This is a genomic window from Knoellia sp. B-D-2, assembly GCF_057714695.1.
Genome location: NZ_CM173189.1, coordinates 2116133 through 2141202, shown reverse-complemented (window position 1 = coordinate 2141202; position 25070 = coordinate 2116133). Strand labels below are relative to the sequence as shown.

Below are 25070 nucleotides of genomic sequence, written 5' to 3'. Positions count from 1 at the left end.
CACCGACGGTAGTGCCCACGGTGCACCGGCGCCAGCGTTCGACCGGGGTGCGGCTGAGGCGTGACAGGGGTCACGGCATACGGCATGCTGGGTGCAACCGCTTACACCGACGTGAGCGGGTTTTCCCTTTACGACGGATCGTCCGGCACGTTCCTGCCGGTGAAGGAAGGCACAGCGCTCATGGCAACTGTCAAGTTCGACGAGTCCACCCGGGTCTACCCCGGGAACGACACGCCCTCGGTCGACCGGCTCAACATCGACGTCAAGGACGGCGAGTTCCTCGTCCTCGTCGGCCCCTCCGGAAGTGGCAAGTCCACCGCACTGCGCATGCTGGCCGGCCTCGAAGAGGTCAACGGCGGCAAGATCTGGATCGGTGACCGCGACGTCACCAACCTGTCCCCCAAGGACCGCGACGTCGCCATGGTCTTCCAGAACTACGCGCTGTACCCGCACATGTCGGTCGCCGACAACATGGGCTTCGCGCTCAAGATCGCCGGCGTCGACAAGGGCGAGATCCGCAAGCGCGTCGAGGAGGCCGCCAAGATCCTCGACCTGGAGCCCTACCTCGAGCGCAAGCCCAAGGCCCTCTCCGGTGGCCAGCGCCAGCGCGTGGCCATGGGTCGCGCGATCGTGCGCTCCCCCCAGGTCTTCCTCATGGACGAGCCGCTGTCGAACCTCGACGCCAAGCTGCGCGTGCAGACCCGCACCCAGATCGCCTCGCTCCAGCGCCGTCTCGGTGTCACCACCGTCTACGTCACGCACGACCAGGTCGAGGCCATGACCATGGGTGACCGCATCGCGGTGCTCAAGGACGGCATCCTCCAGCAGGTGGCGACTCCCCGCGAGATGTACGACTCCCCGGCCAACGTCTTCGTCGCCGGCTTCATCGGCTCGCCGGCGATGAACCTCATCAGCGTCCCTGTCACCGACGGTGGGGTGAAGTTCGGCTCGCACACCCTGCAGGTCCCGCGTGACTCCCTCCAGGGTGTCGGCTCGAACGCGATCGTCGGTGTCCGACCCGAGGACGTCGAGGTCACGACCGAGGGTCAGGGTCTCCAGATCACCATCGACGTCGTCGAGGAGCTCGGCGCCGACGCCTACGTCTACGGCACCCCCACCGACGGGGCCATCCACCTCGAGGGCGGCGACGACTCGATCCCCAAGCCGTTCATCGCCCGGGTCGACGGTCGCCGGGTCCCGATGAAGGGTGACACGATCTGGGTTCAGCCGAACTCGAGCCACATGCACGTGTTCAACGCCGAGTCCGGTGCGCGCCTGAGCCACTGACCGCAGCGCCTCAGGGGTGCCAAGAGCGCGGTACGCCGCGCACTTGGCACCCCTGAGGCGTTCCCACCCCGTTCGGTCGAGCCGGAGGTTCCTCATGGCCCTGCAGATCACGACCAACCGACCCGACCCGGCGCTGCTCGACCTGCCCTGGTCGCTGCCGCTCGAGGAGTGGCCCGAGCACCACCTCGCCGCGCTCCCCCGCGGCATCTCCCGCCACGTCGTGCGCTTCGTGCGGCTCTCCGGCGGGGTCATCGCCGTCAAGGAGATCAAGACCGAGCTGGCCCGGCGTGAGTACGAGATGCTGCGCAACCTGCGCCGCCTCGACCAGCCGTCGGTCGAGCCGTTCGGCGTCGTCAGCGGCCGGGTCGACGCCGACGGCAACGAGCTCGACGCGTGCCTGCTCACCCGGCACCTCAAGTTCTCGCTGCCCTACCGCGCCCTGTTCAGCCAGGGGCTTCGGCCCGGCACGGAGACCCGCCTCATCGACGCCCTCGCCGTCCTGCTCGTGCGGCTGCACCTCAGCGGCTTCTGGTGGGGCGACGTCTCGCTGTCGAACACGCTGTTCCGGCGCGACGCGGGCAGCTTCGCCGCGCACCTCGTCGACGCAGAGACCGGCGAGCTCTTCCCGACCCTCAGCGACGGGCAGCGGGCCCACGACCTCGACATCGCGCGCGTCAACATCGCCGGCGAGCTCATGGACCTCCAGGCCGGCGAGCTCCTCGACGAGGCCATCGACCCGGTCGAGATCTCGAACCGGATCGTCACCCGCTACGAGGAGCTGTGGCTCGAGCTGCACGAGACCGAGGAGTTCGACACCGGTGAGCGCTGGCGCGTCGAGGAGCGGATCCGTCGGCTCAACTCGGTCGGCTTCGACGTCGATGAGCTCGCCATCACGACCGACGTCGGCGGCACGCGCATCACCATCCAGCCCAAGGTCGTCGACGCAGGGCACCACTCGCGCCGGCTGCTGCGCCTCACCGGGCTCGACGTCGGCGAGGGTCAGGCCCGACGGCTCCTCAACGACCTCGACAGCTACCGCGCCGCCGCCGACCGCCAGAACGACGACGAGGAGTTCGTCGCCCACGACTGGCTCACCCGCATCTACGAACCGATCACCCGGCGGGTGCCGCGCGAGCTCTCCGGCAAGCTCGAGCCGGCCGAGCTGTTCCACGAGGTGCTCGAGCACCGCTGGTACATGGCCGAGCGCGAGCAGCAGGACGTGCCCATCGAACGGGCCATCGAGGACTACGTCGCCTCGATCCTGCCGACCAAGCCCGACGAGAAGGCGGTCGTCGGTGTCGACACGGTGGAGATGCCGGTGATCGCCGGCTGAGCCGCGCGGGCCCCCTCTAGGATCGAGCCGTCCACGTTCGTCATCTCGCAGGGGGAAGCACCACATGTCGCAGCCGTTCGACCCGAACCAGCCGCCGCCGCCTCCGCCTCCGTCGCAGCAGCCGCAGCAGCCGCAGACGCCGTATGCCGGTGGGGCGCCGACGCCGTACCAGGCGGCCCCGCAGGTGAACCCCTACGGCGGCGCCGGTCAGGCGTTCCCCGGCTCGAAGGCGTACGTCGAGCAGCACTTCGGCCCGGTGGCCGGGTTCGGCGTCCGCGCCGGCGCCCTCGTCATCGACACGCTCCTCTCGCTCATCGGCATCATCCCGATGGTCATCGGGCTGGTGATGCTCATCGTCGCCGCGCCCGACGTCGACGAGCTCGGCTACACGGTCGAGGGCAGCGGCGACGGCGGCACCGCCGCGATCGGCGGCATCCTCATCGCCCTCGGCATCCTGCTGACCATCGGCATCCAGGTGTGGAACCGGGTCTTCAAGATGGGCCGCACCGGGCAGAGCGTCGGCAAGAAGATGCTCGGGCTCTCCCTCGTCAACGAGCAGACCGGCCAGCCGATCGGGGCGCTGCAGTCGTTCCTGCGCGAGCTCCTCGGCGGCCTCATCAACCAGGTCTTCTACCTCAGCTACCTCTGGATGCTGTGGGACGACAACAAGCAGACGCTCGCCGACAAGGTCGTGCACTCCACCGTCATCCGGGTCGCCAAGACCTGAGCGGAGGCCGCGGGGCGGGGGCCGGGGCCGGGGGCAGCCGCCCGCGGCTCAGGCGGGCGAGAGCCAGGTCCAGCCGGGGATGTTGCGGGCGACCCAGAACGCCATGATGAGCCAGAAGAGACCGTAGAGCAGCCAGGCAGGGGCGGCGGTCATCCGCCGTTCACCCCGCCACTGGCGCCGGGTCCAGCGCGCGAACCCCAGGGCCATGAGGACGAACGCGGCCACGGTGAACGGGTTGCGCTGGAGCGCCTCGAGGACGTTGCCCTCGGTCAGGGCATGGGTGGCGCGCAACGTGCCGCAGCCGGGGCAGTACGTCCCCGTGAGGAGCAGCCACGGGCACGTCGGGTAGTTGCCGGCCTGGTTCGGGTCGAGCACGTGCGCGACCACGGCATAGCCGGTCGCCGTGACCGCGGCGACCGCCGGCCACAGCAGGCGACGCCCCCGCCCGACCGACGGGTCGGTGAGCGGGGGCGTCGGGAACTGCATGACGGACGTCGGGATCACATACCCGTCGTCGTGTCGGAGCCGAGCACACCGCCCACGATGAGGGCGCCGTAGATCAGGCTGCCGATGATGCCGAGGACGAGCGCGATGGTCGCGAACTTCTTGGCCTTGCCCGCCGCCTCGACCGCACCGGACTGGTCGCCCGAGTTCCACTTGCCGTTGACCTGCGCGGCGAAGACGACGGCGGGGATGCCGAGCGGCCAGCAGCAGAGCAGGCCGAGGATGGCCAGCACGAGGTTGTTCGACGGCGGCGGACCCGCGGGCGGGCCGCCGTAGCCGCCACCGGGGGGAGGCGGAGCACCGTAGGCGCCACCGTCGTAGCCGCCGCCCGAGGGCGGCGGGGGCGGGGTCGAGCCACCGTCGTAGCCACCACCACTGCCACCGGGCGGGGGCGGGGGCGGCGGGGTGCTTCCGTAGTCAGACATTCATGTCCCTCTCAACGTGACGTCATCGGGGTGATTCCCCCCAGGTCGGGTTCCGACAGCGACATGGTGGCACAGGTCGTCGACGCACCCGAGCCTGACGCACGGACGAAACCGCGGAGCCCAGCCGACCGGCATACGCGCCTGGTCAGCGACGACGACGTCGAGCGACCTCGTAGAGGGTGACCCCGGTGGCGATGCCGGCGTTGAGCGACTCCACCGCCGAGGACATCGGCACGGAGACGATCTGGTCGCACGTCTCGCGCACGAGTCGCGACAGGCCCTTGCCCTCCGAGCCGACGACGATGACGAGCGGCTCGTTGGCCAGCTCCATGTCGGGCAGCTCGACGTCACCGTCCATGTCGAGGCCGACGACGAAGAAGCCCGCCTTGCGGTAGTCCTCGAGCGCCCGGGTGAGGTTGGTGGCCTGGGCCACGGGGATGCGCGCTGCCGCACCCGCCGAGGTCTTCCACGCCGACGCCGTCATGCCCACCGAGCGGCGGGCGGGGACGACGACGCCGTGTCCGCCGAACGCGGCGACGGAGCGGACGATCGCACCGAGGTTGCGCGGGTCGGTGATGCCGTCGAGGGCGACGACGAGCGGGATCCCCGGCATCTCGGGGTCGACGAGGTCGCGCGGGTGGGCGTACTCGTACGGAGGTACCTGGAGCGCCAGGCCCTGGTGGACCGCGCCGTCGGTGATCCGGTCCATCTCACCGCGCGGGGTCTCGAGGATCGGCAGGCTGCGCTCGGTCGCGATCTTCAGCGCCTCCCGGACCCGGTCGTCGCTGTCGATGCGCCCGGCGACGTACATCGTCGTCACCGGGATGTCGGCGCGCAGGGCCTCGAGCACGGAGTTGCGTCCGGCCACGAACTCGCTCGACGGCTTGGCCTTGCGGCCACCCGTGGGACGACCACCGGAACGGCGCTCGCCGGCCTTCGCCGCCGCGTGCGCCTTGTGGTACGGACGCTCCTCGGCCTTGGGGGTCGGGCCGCGGCCCTCCAGTCCCCTGCGGCGCTGGCCGCCTGAACCGACGGTGGGCGCCTTCTTGCCGCCCTTGCGGATGGCTCCTCGTCGCTGGCTGTTGCCGGCCACGGCTACTCCCCTCGTCCACGGGTCAACGACCAGCGGGCGCCGGTCGGGGTGTCCTCGATTGTGATGCCGGCCGCGACGAGCTCGTCGCGGATGGCGTCCGAAGTGCTGTAGTCACGGGCCGAGCGCGCGGCGCCGCGGGCGGAGAGCCGCCGGCGCACGAGCACGTCGAGCGCCGCGAGGGCGTCGCTGGTGGAGCTGTCCGCCCCGGACCACGCCGGGTCCAGCGGGTTGACCCCGAGGACGTCGGCCATGGCGACGACGAGCGCCGCGAGCTCGCGGGCCGTCTCGGGCTCGCCCTCGTCGAGGGCGGTGTTGCCCCGGGTCACGGTCTCGTGGACGGCGGCGAGCGCGCCGGAGACGCCGAGGTCGTCGTCCATGGCCTCGACGAAGTCGTCGGGCAGGCGCTCGTCACCCGTGGGCACGAGCGCGCCGTCGGGACCGAGCGCACGACGGAGGAAGCCCTCGATGCGGTCCACTGCGGCCTCGGCCTCGGCCAGCGAGCCCTCGTGGAACTCGATCATCGAGCGGTAGTGGGCCGCGGTGAGGTAGTAGCGGACCGCGAGGGGGCGTGCCTTCTTCGTCACCTCGTGCACGAGCAGGCTGTTGCCGAGCGACTTGCTCATCTTCTCGCCGCTCGTCGTCACCCACGCGTTGTGCATCCACACCGACGTGAAGGGCAGCCCGGCCGCGCGCGACTGGGCCTGCTCGTTCTCGTGGTGCGGGAAGCGCAGGTCGACCCCGCCGCCGTGGATGTCGAACGCGTCGCCGAGGTACTTGCGCGCCATCGCGGAGCACTCGAGGTGCCAGCCGGGACGGCCGCGACCCCACGGGGTCGGCCAGCTCGCGGACTCCGGCTCGTCGTCTTTGCGCCCCTTCCACAGGGCGAAGTCGCGCGGGTCGCGCTTGCCGCGCGGGTCCGCGTCCTCGGCCGCGCTCATGTCGTCGATCCGCTGGTGCGTCACCTCGCCGTATGCCGGCCACGACCGGACGTCGAAGTAGACGTCACCCGATCCGTCCTCCGCGGCATACGCGTGGCCGCGCTCGATGAGGACCTCCACGAGCTCGACCATCTCGGTGACGTGACCCATGGCGCGGGGCTCGTACGTGGGGGGCAGGACGCCGAGCAGCGCGAGCGCCTGGGAGGTGGCGACCTCGTTGCGGTAGGACAGGGCGAACCAGTCCTCGCCCGCCTCGGCCGACTTGCGCAGGATCTTGTCGTCGAGGTCGGTGACGTTGCGGACGAGGGTGACGTCGAGCCCGTGGCCGCGGGTGAGCCAGCGGCGGAGCACGTCGAAGGCGACGGCGAAGCGGACGTGGCCGATGTGCGGCGGAGCCTGCGTGGTGAGCCCACAGATGTAGATCCCGACCCGGCCAGGTTGCAGCGGGACGAAGTCGCGCAGTTCACGCGACATGGAGTCGAACAGTCTGAGAGTCACCCGCGCAAGCGTACCGGCGCGCAGCACCCCACCCCGACGCCCGACTGATGGCGCATTCCGCCCCAGGCGCCCGACTGATGGCGCATTGCGCGCGCTTCCCGGAAAGGTGCGGCCCGACGAGCAGGGCGCGCAATGCGCAATCAGTCGGTGGTGGCGGGCTGATCAGCCGGGCACGCCAAGGGGCGCGCAATGCGCAATCAGTCGGTGGTGGCGGTGCGTCAGTGGCCGCGGGCGATCCACTCCTCGAGGTGGGGTGCCTCGTCGCCGATGGTCGTGTGGTCCCCGTGGCCGGTCAGCACCACCGTGCCGCCGGGCAGGGTGAGCAGCCGGGTCCGGATCGACTCGATGATCTGGTCGAAGCTGCTGAACGAGCGACCGGTCGCGCCGGGGCCCCCGTTGAAGAGGGTGTCGCCGGTGAAGACCACGTGCAGCGCCGACGCGTGGAAGGAGCACGCGCCCGGGGCGTGACCCGGCGTGTGCAGGACCCGGAGCGAGACGTCGCCGATCCGGAACACCTGGCCGTCGGTGAGGGTGGCGTCGGGAGCGTCGTCCTGGCTCAGCGCCCAGACCACCCGCGCCTCGGGGTGCAGGTGGATCGGCGCCCCCGTCCGTTCGCGCAGGTCGGTGGCCACGTTGACGTGGTCGTTGTGCGCGTGGGTGAGGAGGATGGCGCGGACCTTGCGGCCCGCGATCACCCCGAGGATGGCGTCGGCGTCGTGCGCGGCGTCGACGACGAGACACTCGCGCTCGTCCCCGATGACCCAGACGTTGTTGTCGACCTCCCAGGACCCGCCGTCGAGCTCGAAGGTCCCCGAGGTGGTCACCCGGTCGACACGGACGCCGCCGTGCGAGGGCTTGATGTCGGGCATCGTGTCGAGGTCACCGGACATCAGAGCACCACCACCGATCGGAGCACGTCGCCGCGTTGCATGTCGTCGAACGCCTTCTCGACCTGGTCCAGACCGATCCGCTCCGACACGAACGCGTCGAGGTCGAAGCGGCCCTGGCGGTAGAGGTCGACGAGCATGGGGAAGTCCCGGTTCGGCAGGCAGTCGCCGTACCAGCTGGACTTGAGCGCCCCGCCGCGGCCGAAGATCTCGATCATCGGCAAGGTCACCTCCTGGTCGGGGGTCGGCACCCCCACGAGCACCACGGTGCCGGCGAGGTCGCGCGCGTAGAACGCCTGCTCGTAGGTCTCCGGTCGCCCGACGGCCTCGACGACGACGTCGGCACCGAAGCCGCCGGTCAGCTCGCGGATGCGGGCGACGACGTTCTCGGACCTGCCGTTGACCGTGTGCGTGGCACCGAACGTCGTGGCGCCCTCGAGCTTCCGGTCGTCGACGTCGACGGCGATGATCGTCGTCGCCCCGGCGACCTTGGCCCCGGCGATCGCGGCGTTGCCGACCCCGCCGCAGCCGATGACCGCGATGGAGTCGCCCCGCCCGACGCCCCCGGTGTTGACGGCGGCACCGAAGCCGGCCATGACCCCGCACCCGAGCAGCCCGACCGCGGCCGCGTCGGCGTCCGCGTCGACCTTGGTGCACTGTCCGGCGGCGACGAGGGTCTTCTCGATGAAGGCGCCGATGCCGAGCGCGGGCGTCAGCTCGGTGCCGTCCTCGGCCAGCGTCATCTTCTGGGTGGCGTTGTGGGTGTTGAAGCAGTACCAGGGCTTGCCCCGGTTGCACGCCCGGCACTGGCCGCAGACGGCCCGCCAGTTGAGGATGACGAAGTCGCCCGGGGCCACCTCGGTGACACCCTCGCCGACCGCCTCGACGACGCCCGCGGCCTCGTGCCCGAGGAGGAAGGGGAACTCGTCGTTGATCCCGCCCTCGCGGTAGTGCAGGTCGGTGTGGCACACGCCGCACGACTGGACCTGCACGACGGCCTCACCCGGGCCGGGATCGGGCACGACGATGTCGACGAGCTCGACGTCGGCCCCCTTGGTGCGAGCGATGACGCCCTTGACGGTCTGCGGCACGTGCCACCTCCAGTGGTTACCCCGAGACTGTATGCCGGATGGCACCGTTCCGCGTGTCGGATACCCGCCGCGCGAGTCCCTAAGCGGACGACGCGCTGACCAGCGCCGATGCCAGGGCAGCAATCCCCTCGCCGCGGCCCGTGAGGCCGAGGCCGTCGGTCGTCGTCCCGCTCACCGACACCGGAGCGCCGCAGGCGTCCGACAGTGCCCGCTCGGCCTCGGCGCGCCGGCTGCCCACCTTGGGCCGGTTGCCGACGACCTGCACGGCGACATTGCCGATCTCGAACCCCGCCTCCCGCACGAGCCGGGCCGCCTCAGCGAGCAGGGTCGTGCCGGAGGCACCGGACAGCTCGGGTCGGCCGGTGCCGAAGTGCTGGCCGAGGTCGCCGAGGCCGGCGGCGGAGAAGAGGGCGTCGCAGGCGGCGTGGGCGGCGACGTCGGCGTCCGAGTGGCCCTCGAGGCCGCGCTCGTCCGGCCAGTGCAGGCCGGCCACCCAGAGCTCGCGCTCGGAGCCCTCGGGCGCGAAGGCATGGACGTCCACGCCGATGCCGGTGCGGGGCAGCGGGGGGCGGGTCATGGCGTCTCCTGCCAGTCGATCGGCCCCCGGTGCACGAGGTGGGGTGCGGCCTGGGCGACGGGCTTGACGACGAGGGTGTCGACGTTGACGTGCTGCGGCAGGCCGACGGCGAAGGCGACGCAGGCCGCGACGTCGTCGGCGACCAGCGGGCGGTCGACACCGTCGTACACCTTCTCGGCGGCTGCCCGGTCGCCGTGAAGGCGGGTCAGGGAGAACTCCTCGGTGTGGACCATGCCGGGCCGGATGTCGATGACGCGGACGTGCTCGCCGTTGAGCTCGAGCCGCAGCGTCTCGGAGACGACGGACTCTCCGTGCTTGGCCGCGACGTACCCGGCTCCCCCGGCGTAGACCCGCTCGCCGGCGATGGAGCTGATGTTGACGACCGTGGCTCGAGGGGACCTCCGCAGGAGCGGCAGGGCCGCCTGCACCATCCGCACCGTCCCGAGGACGTTGGTGGCGTACATCGCCTGCCACTCGTCGAGGTCGCCCTGCTCGACCGGGCCGAGGCCCAGCGCGCCACCGGCGTTGTTGACGAGGACGTCGAGCCGCTCGAGGCCGGCGACCGCGTGGCGGACGCTCACCGGGTCGGTGACGTCGAGCGGCAGCGCGGACGCGGCGTCGCCCAGTTCGGCCACGACGGCGTCGAGCCGGTCACGTCGCCGCCCGGCGAGCACGACGGCATACCCGTCGGAGACGAGTCGACGAGCGGTGGCCGCACCGATACCGGTGCCACCTCCGGTGATCAGGGCGACGAGTGGCTGGCTCACGAGCCGAGGATACGGCCGGCGCGCTCGAGGTCGGCCGCCGTGGTGACCTTGAAGGCCAGCTCGTCACCCTTGATGACGAGGACCGTGCCGCCGGCGCGCTCCACGAGGGCGGCGTCGTCGGTGGCGTCCGCGCCGGAGGCGTGCGCATCGAGCAGCACCGAGCGGCGAAAGGCCTGCGGTGTCTGGACCGCCCGCAGGGTCGACCGGTCGGGGGTCGCCACCACGTGGCCGCGCTCGTCGACCTGCTTGATGGTGTCGGTGACCGGCTGCCCCGGGACCACGGCGTCGTGGCCGTCGCGGACGGCGGCGACGAGACGGTCGAAGAGGTCGGCCGGTGCGAGGCACCGGGCGGCGTCGTGCACGAGGACGACGTCGACGTCGTCGCGCAGGGCGCCCAGGCCGAGCGCGACCGACTGGCTGCGCTCACGCCCCCCGGCGACGACGGTGACGTCGCCGGCGCGTGGGTGCCCGGACAGCAGCGCGCCCGCCTCCCTGAGGTGGGAGGCGGGCGCGACGATGACGACCTGGCTGGTGGCGGCACAGTCGAGGGCGCGCGCCACCGCGTGCTCGACGAGCGTGGCGCCCGCGATGCGGACGAACGCCTTGGGCTGCGCTGCCCCGAGCCTCGTGCCCAGTCCGGCGGCGACGAGGATGACACCGACGCGCGCCTGACCACCATCGGTGGGAACGGCGTCGATGTCAGACCACGCTCAGGACGCGAGGACCTCGTCGAGGATGGACTCGGCCTTGTCCTCGTCGGTCTTCTCCGCGAGCGCGAGCTCGGACACGAGGATCTGGCGTGCCTTGGAGAGCATGCGCTTCTCGCCGGCGGACAGTCCGCGGTCCTTGTCACGACGCCACAGGTCACGCACGACCTCGGCCACCTTGATGACGTCGCCGGAGGCGAGCTTCTCGAGGTTGGCCTTGAAGCGGCGCGACCAGTTGGTGGGCTCCTCGGCGAACGGGGCGCGCAGCACCTCGAACACCTTCTCGAGGCCCGCCTTGTCGACGACGTCACGGACGCCGACGAGGTCGCAGTTATCTGCGGGCACCTCGATGACGAGGTCCCCCTGGGCCACCTTGAGCTTGAGGTAGAGCTTCTCCTCGCCACGGACGGTGCGCTTCTTGATCTCTTCGATGCGTGCAGCCCCATGGTGGGGGTACACGACCGTTTCGCCGACCTTGAAAACCATATGGATGATGCCCCTTTCGCGACCCCCAGTTTAACACGCCGCAACCGACACACGGAATCGGAGCGCACGGCATACGTGCAGGTCAGTGCCGTGAAAACCGTTGGGGGCCACCGGCATCGGGTCTTGACACAATCCGCTTTGCATGCCTGCGGCCGCGAGCGCTGCCCCGGCCCGGCACCCGGATGGCCCACCGTCCGCCACAGAGCGGGCCCGTCATCGCTACGCTGTCACCCGTGACGACCGCTGCCCTGATGACCTCCCGCCACCGCCTCCGCGCCGCCCTGGCGGCTGCCGCGCTGGGCTCGACCCTGCTCGGTGGGTGCGCCGTGATGTCCCCGGTGCAGACCGACTACGTCTACCAGGCCGCGGACGGGGTCAACGCGACGTTCGGCGAGCTCGACCTGCGCGGGGTCCTCGTCATCGCCGACGCCAAGGACGGTCCCGGGTCCGTCGTCGGGCAGCTCGTCAACAACGGTGACGAGGACGTCGAGGTGACGATCGGCACCGAGGGCGCCTCCGGCGAGCCCGTCACCGTCGAGCGCCGCTCGTCCCTGGCGCTCGGTGCGGACTCCGCCGTCGCGCTGAGCAGCGTCCCCGCGGCGCCGGGTGACGTCGTGCGCCTCCAGGTCACGACGCTGGGAACCGGGCAGAACCTCGTCACGGTGCCGGTGTTGCCGGCGCTGGGCTACTACGAGGACTCCGCGCCGTCGGAGTCCTCCCCCTCGGCCAGCCCCAGCAGCTGAGACGCGGCCACGCCTCCTCCCCCATGATCGAGATCCTCACCCCCGCCGAGCTGGTCCGTGCCCGGGACGCCGGCGCCCTCGTCGCCGACGTCCTGCAGACGCTCAAGGCCCGCAGCGTCGTGGGCACCAACCTTCTCGACATCGACCGCTGGGCCCAGGCGATGATCGTCGAGGCCGGCGCGGTGTCCTGCTACGTCGACTACGAGCCGTCGTTCGGCCGCGGGCCGTTCGGTCACCACATCTGCACCTCGGTCAACGACGCCGTGCTGCACGGGCTCCCCCACGACCGCACGCTCGAGGACGGCGACCTCCTCTCGCTCGACCTCGCGGTCTCGCTGGGCGGCATCGTCGCGGACTCGGCCATCAGCTTCGTCGTCGGCGACAGCCCGTCACCGGAGAGCCTCGCGATGATCGGTGCGACCGAGCGGGCCCTGGCCGCGGGGATCGCCGCCGCCGGCCCGGACGCTCGCATCGGCGACCTCTCCCACGCCATCGGCACGGTGCTCACCGACGCCGGCTACGCGGTCAACACCCAGTTCGGAGGTCACGGCGTCGGTTCGACGATGCACCAGGACCCGCATGTGTCGAACACCGGCCGCCCCGGCCGCGGCTACCGGCTGCGGCCCGGTCTGCTGCTGGCCTTGGAGCCCTGGATCATGGCAGACACCGCCGAGCTCGTCACCGACGCCGACGGCTGGACCCTGCGCAGCGCCACCGGCTGCCGGACGGCGCACAGCGAGCACACCATCGCCATCACCGACGACGGCGCGGAGATCCTCACCCTGCCGACGCGGGTGGCGCAGCCGACCTCGTGACGACGCGGCCGCGGGGCAGCGGGCCGCGAGGCAGCAGGCCGCGGCGCCGCTCTCCCTACGCCTCGAACTTGTAGCCGAGCCCGCGCACGGTGACGATGTGCCTCGGGTTCGCCGGGTCCGGCTCGACCTTGGCGCGCAACCGCTTCACGTGGACGTCGAGCGTCTTGGTGTCGCCGACGTAGTCGCTGCCCCACACCCGGTCGATGAGCTGGCCCCGGGTGAGCACCCGCCCCGTGTTGCGGAGCAGCATCTCGAGCAGCTCGAACTCCTTGAGCGGCAGGGCCGTGGTGGTGCCGCCGACCGTGACGACGTGGCGCTCGACGTCCATCCGCACCGGCCCCGCCTCGAGCGTCGCGGGCAGCAGCTCCTCGGGCTCGCTGAGCCGGCGGAGCACCGCCTTGATCCGGGCCAGGAGCTCACGCGAGGAGTAGGGCTTGGTGACGTAGTCGTCGGCGCCCAGCTCGAGGCCCACGACCTTGTCGATCTCGCTGTCCTTGGCGGTGAGCATGATGACCGGCACGCTCGAGCGCTGGCGCAGGGCCCGGCACACGTCGACCCCGGACAGCCCGGGCAGCATGAGGTCGAGGAGGACGAGGTCGGCCCCCGCGCTGTCGAAGTCCGCGAGGGCGTCGATGCCGTTCTCCGCCACGCTCACGTCGTAGCCCTCCTTGCGCAGGAGGTAGGACAACGGGTCCGAGAAGGACACTTCGTCCTCGACGACGAGGATGCGGGTCATCGGTGCTGATCTCCTTGTGCCGTGCCGACCGTGTGCCGGTCGGGGTCTGCCGCGGTCCGGCCGGATGCCGCGGGAAGTCTCATGGTGAAGGTGGAGCCGTGGCCCTCCTCGCTCCACACCGACACGTCACCGCCGTGGGTGGCGCAGACGTGCTTGACGATGGCCAGGCCCAGACCGGTGCCGCCGGTGGCGCGTGAGCGCGCGGCGTCGACGCGGTAGAAGCGCTCGAAGATGCGGTCCTGCTCGGTGGCCGGGATGCCCTGCCCCTGGTCGGAGACGGTGATCTCGACGGTGTCGCCCACGCGTCGGGCCGCGACGGCGACCCGGGTGCCCGGCTCCGAGTAGTTCACGGCGTTGGACACGAGGTTGGCGACGGCGGTCGCGAGCAGATCGGCGTCGCCGAAGACGAACGCGCGCTCGTCGGCGACCGGCTCGAGGGCGATGTGGCGCGCCTCGGCCGCGACCCTGACCATGTCGACCGCCTCGGCGACGACCATGGGTATGCCGACCAGCTCGGGCTCGTGGAGGGTGTCGGCAGCCTGGAGCCGGGAGAGGTCGACGATCTCCTTGACGAGCCGGGTGAGCCGGGTCGACTCGACCTGGATGCGGGCGGCGAAGCGCGAGACGGCCTCGGGGTCGTCGCGCGCGTCAAGGATGGCCTCGGCGAGCAGGGCGATCCCCCCGACCGGCGTCTTGAGCTCGTGAGAGACGTTGGCGACGAAGTCGCGGCGGACCTCCTCGACGCGCTGGGCGTGGGTGTGGTCCTCGGCGAGGATGAGGATGTGGAGGGCGCCGAGCGGCGCGACGCGCGCCCGCATGAGGGTGTTGGTCGTCGTCCCGAAGCCGCGGGGCAGCTCGAGGTCGACCTCGCGGATCTCCCCGTCGCGGCGGGCCTGCCGGGCGAGCTGGCGGAGCTCGGTGTGGACGAGCTCGCCGTGCCGGACCAGCCCGTAGCTCACCGCGGAGGCGGAGTTGTTGACCACGGCGTCCGAGGAGTCGAGGACGACGGCGATCGAGCGCAGCACGGCGAGAACGTCGCTCACGCCGGCCGGCAGCGCCGGTGGCTCCGTCGGTGCCGGGATCGTCGTGAAGCTGCGCTCGCTGAAACGGCTGGCAGCGACAGCCACGGCTCCGATGACGAGCCCCAGGCTGCCACCCAGCACCGCGGCGAGCGTCGCATCCACGGATCCAGCGTAGACGGGCGACGGCGGGCTCCGACCCACCCGCGGGTCGCTCGTGGGTGGGTGGAGGAAGATGTTCACCTTCCTGCTCACGCGTGTTCACCACCCCGTGCCACGCTGCCGACGTCGGTCCCTCCCACGACCACGCGCCCGCCGGGCCAGGGAGAGGGCCACCGATGTCGAGAGGGAGCACATGCGCAAGGCATTCCACGAGGAGCTGGACCGGGTCACCGAGGCCCTCGTCGAGATGACCCGGCTCGCCAGCTCGGCGATGGCCCGGGCCACGACCGCCCTGCTCGACGCCGACGTCCAGCTCGCCGAGTCCGTCATCGACGCCGACGCGGAGATCGACGCGCTGCGCGAGGAGCTCGACCTGCTCTCCTTCGACCTGCTCGCCCTCCAGCAGCCGGTCGCGACCGACCTGCGGATGGTCGTCACGAGCATGCGCATGAGCGCCGACATCGAGCGGATGGGTGACCTCGCCCGCCACGTCGCCAAGGTGGCCCGCCTGCGCTACCCGAGCTCCGCCGTGCCGCCCGAGCTGCGCTCGATCATCCTCGAGATGGGTCAGGTCGCCGAGCGCATCGTCACCAAGGCCGGGTCGGTCATCGCCGCCCGCGACGTCGAGGCCGCCAAGCAGATCGAGCGCGACGACGACGCCATGGACGACCTGCACCGCCGGCTCTTCGAGGCCCTGGCATCGCCCACGTGGAAGCACCCCGCGGAGACGACGGTCGACATCACGCTCGTCGGCCGCTACTACGAGCGCTTCGCCGACCACGCGGTGTCCGTCGCGCGCCGCGTCATCTTCCTCGTCACCGGCACGCACGGGGTCGAGAGCGAGTTCAGCCACGAGGACGACGAGGACGACCAGGCCCACCCGGAGACGACGACCCCCTGACGGGGACCGGCGCCACCCGTCGGCTGCGTCCGCAGCCCTGGTCGAGTTCCCGACCAGGGTTGCGGACGTTCGCGTCTGCCGCCCCGGCCCGTCAGCGTCCCTGGTTCGCCACCGCGGCGGCCGCCGCGGCAGCCGCCTCCGGGTCGAGGTACTCCGCCGGCTTCGTCGGCATGAAGTCGTCGCCGAGCTCGTAGACGAGCGGCTGCCCGGTGGGGATGTTGAGCTCGGCGATGGCCTCGTCGCTGATCCCGTCGAGGTGCTTGACCAGGCCGCGCAGGCTGTTGCCGTGGGCGACGACGAGCACGATCTCACCGGCGCGCAGGTCGTCCTGGATGGCGCCCTCCCAGTAGGGCATCATCCGCACGATGACGTCCTTGAGGCACTCGGTCCGGGGCACCTCGATGCCGGCGTAGCGCGGGTCGCCGCTCTGGTCGAACTCGGAGCCGACCTCGATCTGGGGCGGCGGGGTGTCGAAGGACCGGCGCCAGAGCATGAACTGCTCGTCGCCGTACTTCTCGCGGGTCGCGGCCTTGTCGAGGCCCTGCAGTGCGCCGTAGTGGCGCTCGTTGAGCCGCCAGTCGCGACGCACCGGGATCCAGTGGCGGTCGGCGACGTCGAGCGTCATGTTGGCGGTCGTGATGGCGCGGCGCAGCACCGACGTGTGCACGACGGTGGGGAGGATCCCGTTGTCCTTCAACAGCTTCCCGCCGTGAAGGGCCTCCTCACGCCCCTGGTCGTTGAGGTCGACGTCGACCCATCCGGTGAAGAGGTTCTTGGCGTTCCAGTCGGAGTGGCCGTGACGCAGCAGGATCAGGGTGTGTGCCATGCACCCAGCCTAGTGAGGCTGCTCCGGCGACGGGTCGCCCTCACGCGAGAGGATCGAGCGGAACGCCTCGAGGTTGCGCACCGACTCGCCCCGCGACACCCGCCACTCCCACTCCTTGCGCATGGAGGTGAGGAAGCCCAGCGCGAGCAGCTCGTTGAACGGCGCGTCGGCCGCCTCGAGCACCACGCCGAGGACCTGGTCGAGCTGGGCGTCGTCGACGCCGGCCGCCGGGACGCGACCGGTGACGTAGACGTCGCCGCTGGTGTCGACGGCATACGCGAGACCGGGCAGGCGCAGGTTGCGGCGCAGGAGGCTGCGGTAGAACGCCTCGTGGTTCTCGTCGGGGTTGCGGATGACGAACGCCGACACCGACAGGTCCTTGCCGGCGACGAGCGAGACGACCGTCCTGAGCTTCTGGTCGCCGGGGAGGGTGACGACATACTCACCGTCGCGCGCGCCCGCCTCCCACTCGATGCCGTGGGTGTCGAGGAAGGTCTCGACGGTCGCGGCCAGGCCGCTCACGGGGTCACCGCGGTCGGTATGCCGGTGAGCACGTCGGCGTCGTCGATCGAGGCCCGCCGTGGTGTCGTGAGCGCGGCCTCATAGACGGCGGCGAGCCGCTCGGCGGTCGCCTCCCAGCCGAAGGCGCGGGACCGCTCGACCGCTCTGCGGGACAGCTCCGCCGCCCGGTCGGGGTCGTCGAGGACCGCCTCGATCGCGTTGGCCCAGACGTGCGGGTCATGGCCGTCGACGAGGACGCCGGCGTCGCCGACCGCGGTGGGCAGCCCGCCCACGCGGGTGGCCACGACGACGGCACCGCAGGCCTGGGCCTCGACGGCGACGAGCCCGAACGACTCGTTGTGCGACGGGACGGCGACGACGTCCGCGGCGCGCATCCAGGTCGCGAGGGTGTCGCGGTCGGTCGGCGGGACGAAGCGGACAAGGTCGTCGATGCCGAGCTCCTCGGCGAGGCGGTCGAGGGCCATGGGCGTGCGGACCGCGACGCCGCTGGCGCCGCCGAGGAGGCCGACGGCGAGCCGCCCGCGCAGCGACGGGTCACGCCGGACGAGGGTGGCGGCGCTGCGGAGGAGGACGTCCGGGGCCTTGAGCGGCTGGATCCGGCCGACGAAGAGCAGGAGCACGGCGTCGTCGGGCACCCCCACCGCGGCCCGTGCCTTCGAGCGGTCGCCCGGGTGGAAGACGTCGAGATCGACGCCGGGGTGGACGACCTCGACCCGGGACGCGTCGGCGTCGTAGTGCCGGATGAGCTCGCGGGCCTCGTCCTCGGTGTTGGCGACGAGCCGGTCCGCGGCCTCGACGACCTGGGCCTCGCCGATCTCGCGGCCCCGCGGCTCCAGGGCGTCGCCCTCGGCGCGGTGGAGGTTCTTGACGCGCGCCATCGTGTGCATCGTGTGGACCAGCGGCACGTCCCACCGGTCGGCGGCGAGCCAGCCGACCTGGCCGGAGAGCCAGTAGTGCGAGTGCACGAGGTCGTAGTGCCCCTCGGGCGAGTGCGCGGCGACCCGCATCATGCCGGCGGCGAAGGCGCACAGCTGGCCCGGCAGGTCCTCCTTGTCGAGCCCCTCGTAGGGGCCGGCGGCGACGTGGCGGACGAGGACGCCCGGCTCGACCTCGACGACGGGGGCGTCGGCCGCGCTCGTCCGGCGCGTGAAGATGTCGACCGCGACGCCGCGGCGGGCCAGGCGCTTGGCGGACTCGAGGACGTAGACGTTCATGCCGCCCGCATCGCCCGTCCCGGGCTGCGCCAGCGGGGACGTGTGCACCGACACCATGGCGACCCGGCGGCACACCCCGGGCTCGTCGCTCGTCATCGCGTCAGTCTGTCACGCACGGCTCAGCCCGGACGGGGCACGCCGCTGAGGGTCAGCGTCGCCCGGTTCGACCACACGTGGACGTCGAGCCGGCCGTCCGGGCGCAGGTCGAGCCCGCGGGTGCGGACGGCGGGGCCGATGCCGACGACGGCCCGGCGGGCCGACGTGAAGGCGCGCTGCTCCCCCGTCCCCGTGACGACCCACCACCCGCGCGCGCGGAGGTTGTGGTCGGGCAGGGCCGGTGCCAAGCCGGTCGTCGCGGGCATCGCGTCGAGGTGGACGACGACGGCGTCGGCCCCCTGGACGTGCGACGACATGAAGACGCCGGCGGTCGTGAGCAAGAAGGTGAGACGCAGCGGCATCCGACGCTCCTCCCCGGCGACCTCGCCGTAGACCTCACCGAGGTAGGCCGCCCGCGACGGCTCGATGCGGACCTCGTCGATCCGGACGTGGTCGAGGGTGGCCTCGACGTCCTCGCGGGGGTGCTCGTCACCGCGGACCACCTCCCCGACGACCGCGCTCACCGGCGAGCCCTGGGTGATGGTGTCGACGAGAGGGCCGGTGGAGGCGGACACCCGGAAGCCCGACTGGTAGGCAGCCACGGTGTAGCCGCGGCCGAGGGTGGCGATCCCCCGGGCGTCCGGGTGGACCATGAGCAGGCCCGGCTCGACCGGGACGAGACCGATGTCGGTGCGCAGGACGACGGGCAGCCAGGTCGAGACGCCGAGGACGAGCGCGGCAGTCGAGGTGACGAGGAGCGCGACCATGCTCCGACTCACGTCGCGGCCGCGGCCGCGCACTCCCCACTGGCGCACACCTGCAGCCTAAGCGCGCCGGCGGTGGGCCAGCGGCGTTGCTCGTACGCTGGCCCCCGTGGCGCGGACGAGACCGGTGGGGACGAGACCGGTGGGAGCGATCACCCGCGGCACGACGAACCCCAACCGGCTGCGTCGGTGCGACCGCTGGCTCGCCGGCCCGGCCGCGTGGCGACTGCGCCGAGCGGCAACGGCCTCGGCGCCCGTCGTCGTCGACCTCGGCTACGGCGCGTCGCCCGTGACGGCGGTCGAGCTGCACCACCGCCTGACGCGGGTGCGCGCCGACGTCGAGGTCGTCGGGATCGAGATCGACCCGGAACGCGTCGCCGCCGGTGCGCTCCTCGCGCGGCCGGGGCTGAGCTTCCGCCTCGGCGGCTTCGAGCTCCCCCTCGACGGGCGCCGGGCCACGCTCGTGCGGGCCTTCAACGTGCTGCGGCAGTACCCCGAGGACGAGGTGGCCGGCGTGTGGCAGACGGTGCTCGCGCGGCTCACCCCCGACGGGCTGCTCGTCGACGGCACCTGTGACGAGCTCGGTCGCCTCGCGACGTGGGCCGCGGTCGCGGTCGACGGGCCGATGAGCCTCTCCCTGTCGTGGCACCTGCGGGGGCTGCAGCAGCCGTCGGTCATCGCCGAGCGGCTGCCGAAGGCCCTCATCCACCGCAACGTGCCCGGCGAACCGGTCCACGCCTACCTCGCCGAGCTGGACCGGCAGTGGGCCCGCAGCGCCGGGCACGCGGCATACGGTGTGCGGCAACGGTTCCTCGCGACCGCACAGGGGATGCGCGACAGCGGCTGGCCGCTGCTCGACGGGCCCTCGCGCTGGCGTCTGGGCGAGCTCACCGTGGCGTGGCACGCGGTCGCGCCGTCGTCAGGGCCGCAGGGTCACCAAGGTCCGTAGGGTCCCTGGTGCGAGCCGGTGCCGCGGCCCTGCACGGTCTCGACCGCCGGGCGGACGTCGGCGAGGTAGACCCCGGCCGCCACCACGCCGACGATGGCGAGCAGCCCCAAGCCGCCGAGGGAGACGAAGCCGAGCAGGATGGCGACGCCGGTGACGGCCATCCAGAACTGCTTCGTGCGCTTGCCCGCCGCGACGAACGCGTCCGGTCGCGTCTTGAGGGCGTGGACGAAGGCGAAGACCTCGAGCGCCAGTGCCGCGAGCGTGAGCACGAGCATGACGTAACCCTGGGCCTGACCGAGGTTTGGCATGACCCAAGCCTACGGCGCGACGGTGTCCACGACGATGGTGACGGGCCCGTCGGCCACCAGCTCGACGTCCATGTGCGCGCCGAAGCGTCCGGTGGCGACCGTGAGGCCGCGCGCGCGCAGGGCGTCGACCACCTGCAGGACGACGGGTTCGGCGACGTCACCGGGGGCGGCGGCGTTCCACGACGGACGCCGGCCCTTGCGGGTGTCGGCCAGCAGCGTGAACTGGCTCACCACGAGGACCGGGGCGCCCACGTCGGTCACCGACTGCTCGTCGTGGAGCAACCGCAGGTCGGCGATCTTGCGGGCGACGAGCTCGACCTCGGCCGGGCCGTCTTCGTGCCCGACGCCGACGAGGACGAAGAGCCCGGGCTGCGTGATCTCGCCGACGGTCTCACCGTCGACGACGACGGCGGCGCGGCGGACCCGCTGGAGGACCACCCGCACTCAGATGCCCACGGCGACGACCGAGCCCACCGGCTCGCCGTGACCGAGGACCGGGGCGTCCTCGAGGGCCGCCAGGGCGCCGGACTCCACCCCGAGGCGACGCAGGACCGCGGCGAGGATGACGGTGCGCGCCCGCTGGCCGCCGTCGGCCACCTTGAGGGCGATGCCACGACCGTCGGCCAGCCCGACGGCATACACCGCTTCGGCACCGTCCTTCGCGATCGCACCGGGCGTGCGCCGGATGAAGGTCGTGACGTCGCGACGGGTGCCCCCGAGGTACTCCGGGTGGCTGCGGATCGCGTCGGCGACGCGCGCCTCGTCGGTGCCGGGAGCGGCGCTCGCGACCCGGCCGAAGGCGCGGGCGAGGCCGGCGAGCGAGATCGCCATGACCGGGGCGCCGCAGCCGTCGACGGCGGTGGCGGCGACCGGCTCCCCGGCGAGCTCGGCGAGGGTCTCGTCGCACGCGCGCTGGAGCGGGTGGTCCAGCGCGAGGTATGCCGTGTGGTCCCAGCCGTTGGCCGCGCAGGTCGCGAGCATGCCCGAGTGCTTGCCGGAACAGTTCTGGGCCAGCGACTGCTTCTCGTGGCCGGCGCGGATCCAGGCGAGGCGCGCCTCGTCGTCGATCGGGTAGTCGGGGGTGTTGCGCAGGTCGGCGACCGAGAGGCCGGCGCCGTCGAGGATCTCGCGGACCGCCCGGAGGTGGAAGTCCTCGCCGGAGTGGCTGGCGCACACGAGGGCGAGGTGGTGCGGGGCGAGGTCGAGGCCGTGGCGGACCATCGCGAGCGCCTGGATCGGCTTGTTGGAGGACCGCGGGAAGACCGGGTCGGTCGCGCTGCCGAGCTCGAGCTCGACCGAGCCGTCGGCGGCCGTGACGGCGACGCTCGCCCGGTGCACGGACTCGACGACACCGCCTCGGGTCACCTGGGCGAGGACCGGGGCGTCGTCGAGGGCGGCGGGGGTGGGCAGGGAGGGATGCGTCGTGACACTCACCCCCGCATTATCGGGCCCCCACGACGACGACGCTCCACCCGGGGGCAGGGCCCGGGTGGAGCGTCGCGGTGTCAGGTGGAGTCCACCCGAGTGTGGGGCGAGGTCAGCTGCCGACCTTCTCGGCGGCCTTGGCGGTCGCCTTGGTCGAGGTGGCGGCGGTCTTGCGAGCGCTCGTCGTCGTGGCCCTGGCGGACGAGGTCGTGCGCTTGGCGGCCTTGGTCGCCGTCGTGTTGGTGCGCTTGGCGGCGGTGCGGGTGCGCTTCGCGGACGCCTTGATGTCGGTCGCGGCGAACGCGGCGTCCTCGGCCACGGTGTCGACGACGATCTCGGCGACGTGGGCGGCCTCGTGGCGACCGGTGGTGATCGTGGCGAGGGCCGACGTGCGGATGTCGAGGACGGCCTTGCGGGCGGTCGTGACGGCACCCTTGCCGAGGGCGAGAGTGGTCTCGGCCTGGGCGACGAGGTCCTTGGTGGCCTTCTGGTTCTTGATCCGGGTGACGAGCTTCTCGCCACGGTCCGCGAGGTCCTCGTAGCCCTTGGCGACCTGGTCGACGGTCGCGACGCCCTGGTTGAGGGCCTTGGTCGGGAAGGCCTTGGCCTCGCCGAGGACGACCTGCGCGCGGTTCTGGACCGCGGCCGGGGCGAGCTCGCTGCGGACCTTGTCGGCGCGCAGGCGGGCCTCACGGGCACGCTCGACGGCCAGGTCCGTGGCGCCGACGACGGCGAACAGCGGGGTGGCGGAGGTGGTCTTGGTGGTGGTCTTGGTGGCCATGTTCACTCCTGGGTGAGGTGGGGTGGTGCTGGGTCTGGGTGGTGGGTTGGTGCTGGTGCTGGTGCTGGTGCTGGGGGCCGGGCCGGCCGGTTAGGGCTTGGCGTCGGCGCGGACGAACGAGTCGTAGACGTCGATGAGCGTCACCTTCTGACGGTCGGTGAGGTCGGGGTCGGCAGCGATGGCGTCCCGTACGGTCGGGGTCTCGTCCTGGCGCACGGGGTGCTCGTCGAGGATCCCGGCCTTGACGTAGAGCGTCTCGGCGGACACCTCCAGTCCCTTGGCCAGCTGTTGGAGGATCTCGGCGCTGGGACGCTTGAGACCTCGCTCGAGCTGCGACAGGTACGGGTTGGAGATGCCGACGAGCTCGGAGAGCTGACGCAGCGACAGACTGTGCGACTGACGCTGCTCGCGCAGGTAGTCGCCGAGTCCGGCGAGGTCGTTCAGCGGGTTCCGGCTCATGTCTCCATTATGCTTGCTCTAGTTAGCAAAGTGCAAACCCGGGCAAGCGTGAGCCTCGCCACACGGGGCGCGCGGCGCCCTCCCCGGGGGTGGGGTGCGGTCGTGCGGTCGCCTCGTCCTGTGAGACGCGTATGCCGTGTGCTTGGGGTTTCGCTAACCTTGCGTTATGCCGCTCCCCGCCGTCCTCACCTTCCCCAACCCCGTCAACGAGAAGGCCGCCCGTGTCGTCGCCGGCGGGGTGGTCGTGCTGGGCGTCGTCACGCTGCTCACCCAGCAGTGGCGGCTGGCCGCCCTGCTCGCCGTCGGTTTCGCGCTGCGCGTCGCGGCCGGACCCCGGTTCAGCCCGCTCGGACGGCTCGCCGTGCACGCCATCGCGCCGCGGTTCGGGGCGCCCCGGCTCGTCCCGGGCCCGCCGAAGCGCTTCGCCCAGGCCGTCGGCCTCGCGGTGAGCGGCGGCGCGGCGGTGGCCGCGCTCGGGTTCGGGGCGACCGGGCTCGCCTGGGTGCTCGTCGGCGTGCTCGTCGTCTTCGCGACGCTCGAGTCGGCGCTCGGCTTCTGCGCGGGCTGCTGGGCCTTCGGCCACCTCATGCGGCTCGGCGTCATCCCCGAGGAGACCTGCGCCGCCTGCAACGACCTCACCCTCCGCAACCCCGCCCCCGCCCCCGCCCCCCCAACCCGCCTGACCCCCGCCTGACGTGCGCCTGACGGGCCTGACTCCCGCCTGACGTGCGCCTGACGGGGGCGACTTATTGCGCATTCCGGCCCCGCGACCCCGACTTATTGCGCATTCCGTACGACGGAATGCGCAATAGGTCGGTCGCGTACGGGGCGGAATCAAGGAAGTCACGCAACACCGTTGGCGATGTTCGCAGACAGTAGTTCGTTGAGCATCTCGGCTGGGGTTTTGAAGGCGTGGCGTTTGCGGGGTCTGGAGTTCAGTTCGGCGGCGATGTTGTCGAGCATCCCGGGCCCGTAGAAGCTGAGGTCGCTACCTTTGGGCAGGTACTGGCGCAGCAGCCCGTTGGTGTTCTCGTTCGTGCCGCGCTGCCAGGGCGAGTGGGGGTCACAGAAGTAGATCTCCAGACCGGTGGCTTCGGCGATCTGGGCGTGACGTGCCATCTCGCTGCCCTGGTCCCAGGTCAGCGACCGTCTGAGCTGTTCAGGCAGCGTCAGCATCTTGGCCACCAGCGCGTCCTGCACGGCCAGGGCGCCGTGGTTGTCGGGCAGGTGCAGCAGCATCGTGAAGCCGGTGGTGCGCTCCACCAACGTGCCGACCGCGGACGCCGAGGCGGTGGAGCCGAGGATGAGGTCGCCTTCCCAGTGTCCGGGCACCGCGCGGTCCTCGACCTCGGGCGGGCGCGAGCTGATCATCACCATGTCCGGGATCCGCGCGCGGCGCTCACCCTCGCGGCGGCGTGGTCGGCGCATCGACCGGCCGGTGCGCAAGCACGCGGTCAGCTCCCGCTTGAGACCACCACGGGCCTGGATGTACAGCGACTGGTAGATCGTCTCGTGCGACACCCGCATCTCCGGTTCGTCGGGGAAGTCGACCTTCAGTCTTCCAGCGACCTGTTCCGGGCTTTCGTGCCGCTCCAGCCTGGCCTGGACCTCCCCACGCAGCCGGAGATTGGTGGCCAGCTTCGCCGCGCGAGGAGCCGTGCGGCCACGATCGACTGCGGCTTGGGCCACCGAGGGACGGTAGCCGCGCCTGGTCGCGCCCCGAGCCAGCTCGCGGCTGATGCTGCCCGGATCACGCCCCAGCCGGCGGGCGATCTCCCGTACCCCGCGGTCGGCATGGACCAACGCCGCGATCTCCTCCCGCTCCGAGAACGACAGGTACCGGCCAACCGGGGCGGCAACAGACGTGGGTTTCACCCCGCCAGCCTCCCGGAAGATGCGACTGGCCCACCTGTACGACAGCCCCGTCAACCCGCCCGCATCCTCCACGCTCAACCCGTCCCGGATCCCAGCCCAAAACCGGCGATCCAGCTCCCGCGGCGCCCTCGGCCGACCCCTCATGACAAACAACT

The 25070-nt window shown here is 71.9% G+C and carries 30 protein-coding genes; 8 read left to right on the top strand and 22 right to left on the bottom strand.

The features are described 5' to 3' along the window. Nucleotides 1–180: 180 nt before the first annotated feature. From AC3EU2_RS10220 to AC3EU2_RS10210, 3 genes are all read left to right on the top strand, one after another. Complete coding sequence (locus AC3EU2_RS10220) at nt 181–1287, top strand: ABC transporter ATP-binding protein (RefSeq protein ID WP_488176191.1); 1107 nt, start codon at nt 181–183, stop codon at nt 1285–1287. Between the two features lie 94 nt (nt 1288–1381). Beyond that, nucleotides 1382–2620, top strand: coding sequence for a DUF4032 domain-containing protein (locus AC3EU2_RS10215; RefSeq protein WP_488176190.1), 1239 nt, complete (start codon nt 1382–1384; stop codon nt 2618–2620). 64 nt (nt 2621–2684) lie between these two features. Beyond that, nucleotides 2685–3347, top strand: a complete 663-nt coding sequence (locus AC3EU2_RS10210) for an RDD family protein (protein ID WP_488176189.1) — start codon at nt 2685–2687, stop codon at nt 3345–3347. Nucleotides 3348–3395: 48 nt separating this feature from the next. On the opposite strand, the gene AC3EU2_RS10205 is transcribed toward AC3EU2_RS10210, so the two are convergent. From AC3EU2_RS10205 to AC3EU2_RS10160, 10 genes are all read right to left on the bottom strand, one after another. Next, nucleotides 3396–3851, bottom strand: a complete 456-nt coding sequence (locus AC3EU2_RS10205; RefSeq protein ID WP_488176188.1) for a DUF2752 domain-containing protein — start codon at nt 3849–3851, stop codon at nt 3396–3398. After that, entirely contained in the window at nt 3848–4276 is a 429-nt protein-coding gene (locus tag AC3EU2_RS10200; protein ID WP_488176187.1) for a CD225/dispanin family protein, read from the bottom strand. Before AC3EU2_RS10200 ends, AC3EU2_RS10205 begins: the two co-directional genes overlap by 4 nt. 145 nt (nt 4277–4421) lie before the next feature. Next, nucleotides 4422–5369, bottom strand: a complete 948-nt coding sequence (gene rlmB / locus AC3EU2_RS10195; protein ID WP_488176186.1) for a 23S rRNA (guanosine(2251)-2'-O)-methyltransferase RlmB — start codon at nt 5367–5369, stop codon at nt 4422–4424. Nucleotides 5370–5371: 2 nt separating this feature from the next. Then, on the bottom strand, nt 5372–6805 hold the full coding sequence (cysS, locus tag AC3EU2_RS10190; RefSeq protein ID WP_488176185.1) for a cysteine--tRNA ligase: 1434 nt from the start codon (nt 6803–6805) through the stop codon (nt 5372–5374). A 218-nt stretch (nt 6806–7023) separates the two neighbouring features. Then, nucleotides 7024–7695 (bottom strand): MBL fold metallo-hydrolase, encoded by a 672-nt coding sequence (locus tag AC3EU2_RS10185; protein ID WP_488176184.1) that lies wholly within the window; start codon nt 7693–7695, stop codon nt 7024–7026. Beyond that, entirely contained in the window at nt 7695–8783 is a 1089-nt protein-coding gene (locus AC3EU2_RS10180; protein ID WP_488176183.1) for an S-(hydroxymethyl)mycothiol dehydrogenase, read from the bottom strand. The genes AC3EU2_RS10185 and AC3EU2_RS10180 overlap by 1 nt, the downstream gene beginning before the upstream one ends. Before the next feature lie 79 nt (nt 8784–8862). Continuing rightward, on the bottom strand, nt 8863–9360 hold the full coding sequence (gene ispF / locus AC3EU2_RS10175; RefSeq protein WP_488176182.1) for a 2-C-methyl-D-erythritol 2,4-cyclodiphosphate synthase: 498 nt from the start codon (nt 9358–9360) through the stop codon (nt 8863–8865). After that, a complete protein-coding gene (locus AC3EU2_RS10170; protein WP_488176181.1) occupies nt 9357–10127 on the bottom strand; it encodes an SDR family oxidoreductase in 771 nt (256 codons plus the stop codon). The genes ispF and AC3EU2_RS10170 overlap by 4 nt, the downstream gene beginning before the upstream one ends. Next, nucleotides 10124–10780 (bottom strand): 2-C-methyl-D-erythritol 4-phosphate cytidylyltransferase, encoded by a 657-nt coding sequence (gene ispD, locus AC3EU2_RS10165; protein WP_488179472.1) that lies wholly within the window; start codon nt 10778–10780, stop codon nt 10124–10126. The genes AC3EU2_RS10170 and ispD overlap by 4 nt, the downstream gene beginning before the upstream one ends. A 57-nt stretch (nt 10781–10837) precedes the next feature. Next, nucleotides 10838–11320, bottom strand: a complete 483-nt coding sequence (locus tag AC3EU2_RS10160; protein ID WP_035938524.1) for a CarD family transcriptional regulator — start codon at nt 11318–11320, stop codon at nt 10838–10840. A 233-nt stretch (nt 11321–11553) separates the two neighbouring features. On the opposite strand from AC3EU2_RS10160, the gene AC3EU2_RS10155 reads away from it, so the two are divergent. Both AC3EU2_RS10155 and map read left to right on the top strand, forming a co-directional pair. Continuing rightward, nucleotides 11554–12063 (top strand): hypothetical protein, encoded by a 510-nt coding sequence (locus tag AC3EU2_RS10155; protein ID WP_488176180.1) that lies wholly within the window; start codon nt 11554–11556, stop codon nt 12061–12063. A gap of 23 nt (nt 12064–12086) precedes the next feature. Continuing rightward, nucleotides 12087–12878 (top strand): type I methionyl aminopeptidase, encoded by a 792-nt coding sequence (map, locus tag AC3EU2_RS10150; protein ID WP_488176179.1) that lies wholly within the window; start codon nt 12087–12089, stop codon nt 12876–12878. Between the two features lie 55 nt (nt 12879–12933). Here map and AC3EU2_RS10145 read toward each other — a convergent pair whose 3' ends face one another. Then, nucleotides 12934–13614, bottom strand: a complete 681-nt coding sequence (locus AC3EU2_RS10145) for a response regulator (RefSeq protein ID WP_488176178.1) — start codon at nt 13612–13614, stop codon at nt 12934–12936. Beyond that, nucleotides 13611–14798, bottom strand: a complete 1188-nt coding sequence (locus AC3EU2_RS10140; RefSeq protein WP_488176177.1) for a sensor histidine kinase — start codon at nt 14796–14798, stop codon at nt 13611–13613. The genes AC3EU2_RS10145 and AC3EU2_RS10140 overlap by 4 nt, the downstream gene beginning before the upstream one ends. 190 nt (nt 14799–14988) lie before the next feature. Here AC3EU2_RS10140 and phoU point away from each other — a divergent pair, with 190 nt between their 5' ends. After that, entirely contained in the window at nt 14989–15696 is a 708-nt protein-coding gene (gene phoU / locus AC3EU2_RS10135; RefSeq protein ID WP_488176176.1) for a phosphate signaling complex protein PhoU, read from the top strand. Between the two features lie 91 nt (nt 15697–15787). Here phoU and AC3EU2_RS10130 read toward each other — a convergent pair whose 3' ends face one another. From AC3EU2_RS10130 to AC3EU2_RS10115, 4 genes are read right to left on the bottom strand one after another with little or no spacing between them, the layout of a single operon-like run. After that, nucleotides 15788–16522 carry a phosphoglyceromutase gene (locus AC3EU2_RS10130; RefSeq protein ID WP_488176175.1) on the bottom strand — a complete coding sequence of 245 codons (735 nt, stop codon included), beginning with the start codon at nt 16520–16522 and terminating at the stop codon, nt 15788–15790. Between the two features lie 9 nt (nt 16523–16531). Continuing rightward, nucleotides 16532–17044, bottom strand: coding sequence for a type III secretion system chaperone family protein (locus AC3EU2_RS10125; RefSeq protein ID WP_488176174.1), 513 nt, complete (start codon nt 17042–17044; stop codon nt 16532–16534). Next, nucleotides 17041–18354: a D-inositol-3-phosphate glycosyltransferase gene (mshA, locus tag AC3EU2_RS10120; protein ID WP_488176173.1), complete on the bottom strand. Its 1314-nt coding sequence runs from the start codon at nt 18352–18354 to the stop codon at nt 17041–17043. The genes AC3EU2_RS10125 and mshA overlap by 4 nt, the downstream gene beginning before the upstream one ends. A gap of 23 nt (nt 18355–18377) precedes the next feature. Continuing rightward, nucleotides 18378–19169, bottom strand: coding sequence for a hypothetical protein (locus AC3EU2_RS10115; protein WP_488176172.1), 792 nt, complete (start codon nt 19167–19169; stop codon nt 18378–18380). A 91-nt stretch (nt 19170–19260) separates the two neighbouring features. Between AC3EU2_RS10115 and AC3EU2_RS10110 the strand changes: the two genes are divergently transcribed. Beyond that, nucleotides 19261–20067: a class I SAM-dependent methyltransferase gene (locus AC3EU2_RS10110; protein ID WP_488176171.1), complete on the top strand. Its 807-nt coding sequence runs from the start codon at nt 19261–19263 to the stop codon at nt 20065–20067. Here the strand turns inward: AC3EU2_RS10110 and AC3EU2_RS10105 are convergent. The 5 genes from AC3EU2_RS10105 to AC3EU2_RS10085 form a co-directional block, all read right to left on the bottom strand. Continuing rightward, nucleotides 20052–20375 carry a DUF2516 family protein gene (locus AC3EU2_RS10105; RefSeq protein ID WP_488176170.1) on the bottom strand — a complete coding sequence of 108 codons (324 nt, stop codon included), beginning with the start codon at nt 20373–20375 and terminating at the stop codon, nt 20052–20054. The genes AC3EU2_RS10110 and AC3EU2_RS10105 overlap by 16 nt on opposite strands. 9 nt (nt 20376–20384) lie before the next feature. Beyond that, the gene (gene dtd, locus AC3EU2_RS10100; RefSeq protein ID WP_488176169.1) at nt 20385–20819 is read right to left on the bottom strand and encodes a D-aminoacyl-tRNA deacylase; all 435 of its coding nucleotides are present in this window, start codon (nt 20817–20819) and stop codon (nt 20385–20387) included. Beyond that, on the bottom strand, nt 20820–21809 hold the full coding sequence (locus AC3EU2_RS10095) for an asparaginase (protein WP_488176167.1): 990 nt from the start codon (nt 21807–21809) through the stop codon (nt 20820–20822). A 103-nt stretch (nt 21810–21912) separates the two neighbouring features. Next, entirely contained in the window at nt 21913–22581 is a 669-nt protein-coding gene (locus tag AC3EU2_RS10090; protein WP_488176166.1) for a hypothetical protein, read from the bottom strand. Nucleotides 22582–22671: 90 nt separating this feature from the next. Then, complete coding sequence (locus AC3EU2_RS10085) at nt 22672–23040, bottom strand: helix-turn-helix domain-containing protein (protein ID WP_488176165.1); 369 nt, start codon at nt 23038–23040, stop codon at nt 22672–22674. Between the two features lie 166 nt (nt 23041–23206). On the opposite strand from AC3EU2_RS10085, the gene AC3EU2_RS10080 reads away from it, so the two are divergent. Beyond that, nucleotides 23207–23734, top strand: coding sequence for a DUF4395 domain-containing protein (locus tag AC3EU2_RS10080; protein ID WP_488176164.1), 528 nt, complete (start codon nt 23207–23209; stop codon nt 23732–23734). A 149-nt stretch (nt 23735–23883) separates the two neighbouring features. On the opposite strand, the gene AC3EU2_RS10075 is transcribed toward AC3EU2_RS10080, so the two are convergent. Next, on the bottom strand, nt 23884–25059 hold the full coding sequence (locus tag AC3EU2_RS10075) for an IS30 family transposase (RefSeq protein ID WP_488176163.1): 1176 nt from the start codon (nt 25057–25059) through the stop codon (nt 23884–23886). Between the last annotated feature and the right edge of the window lie 11 nt (nt 25060–25070).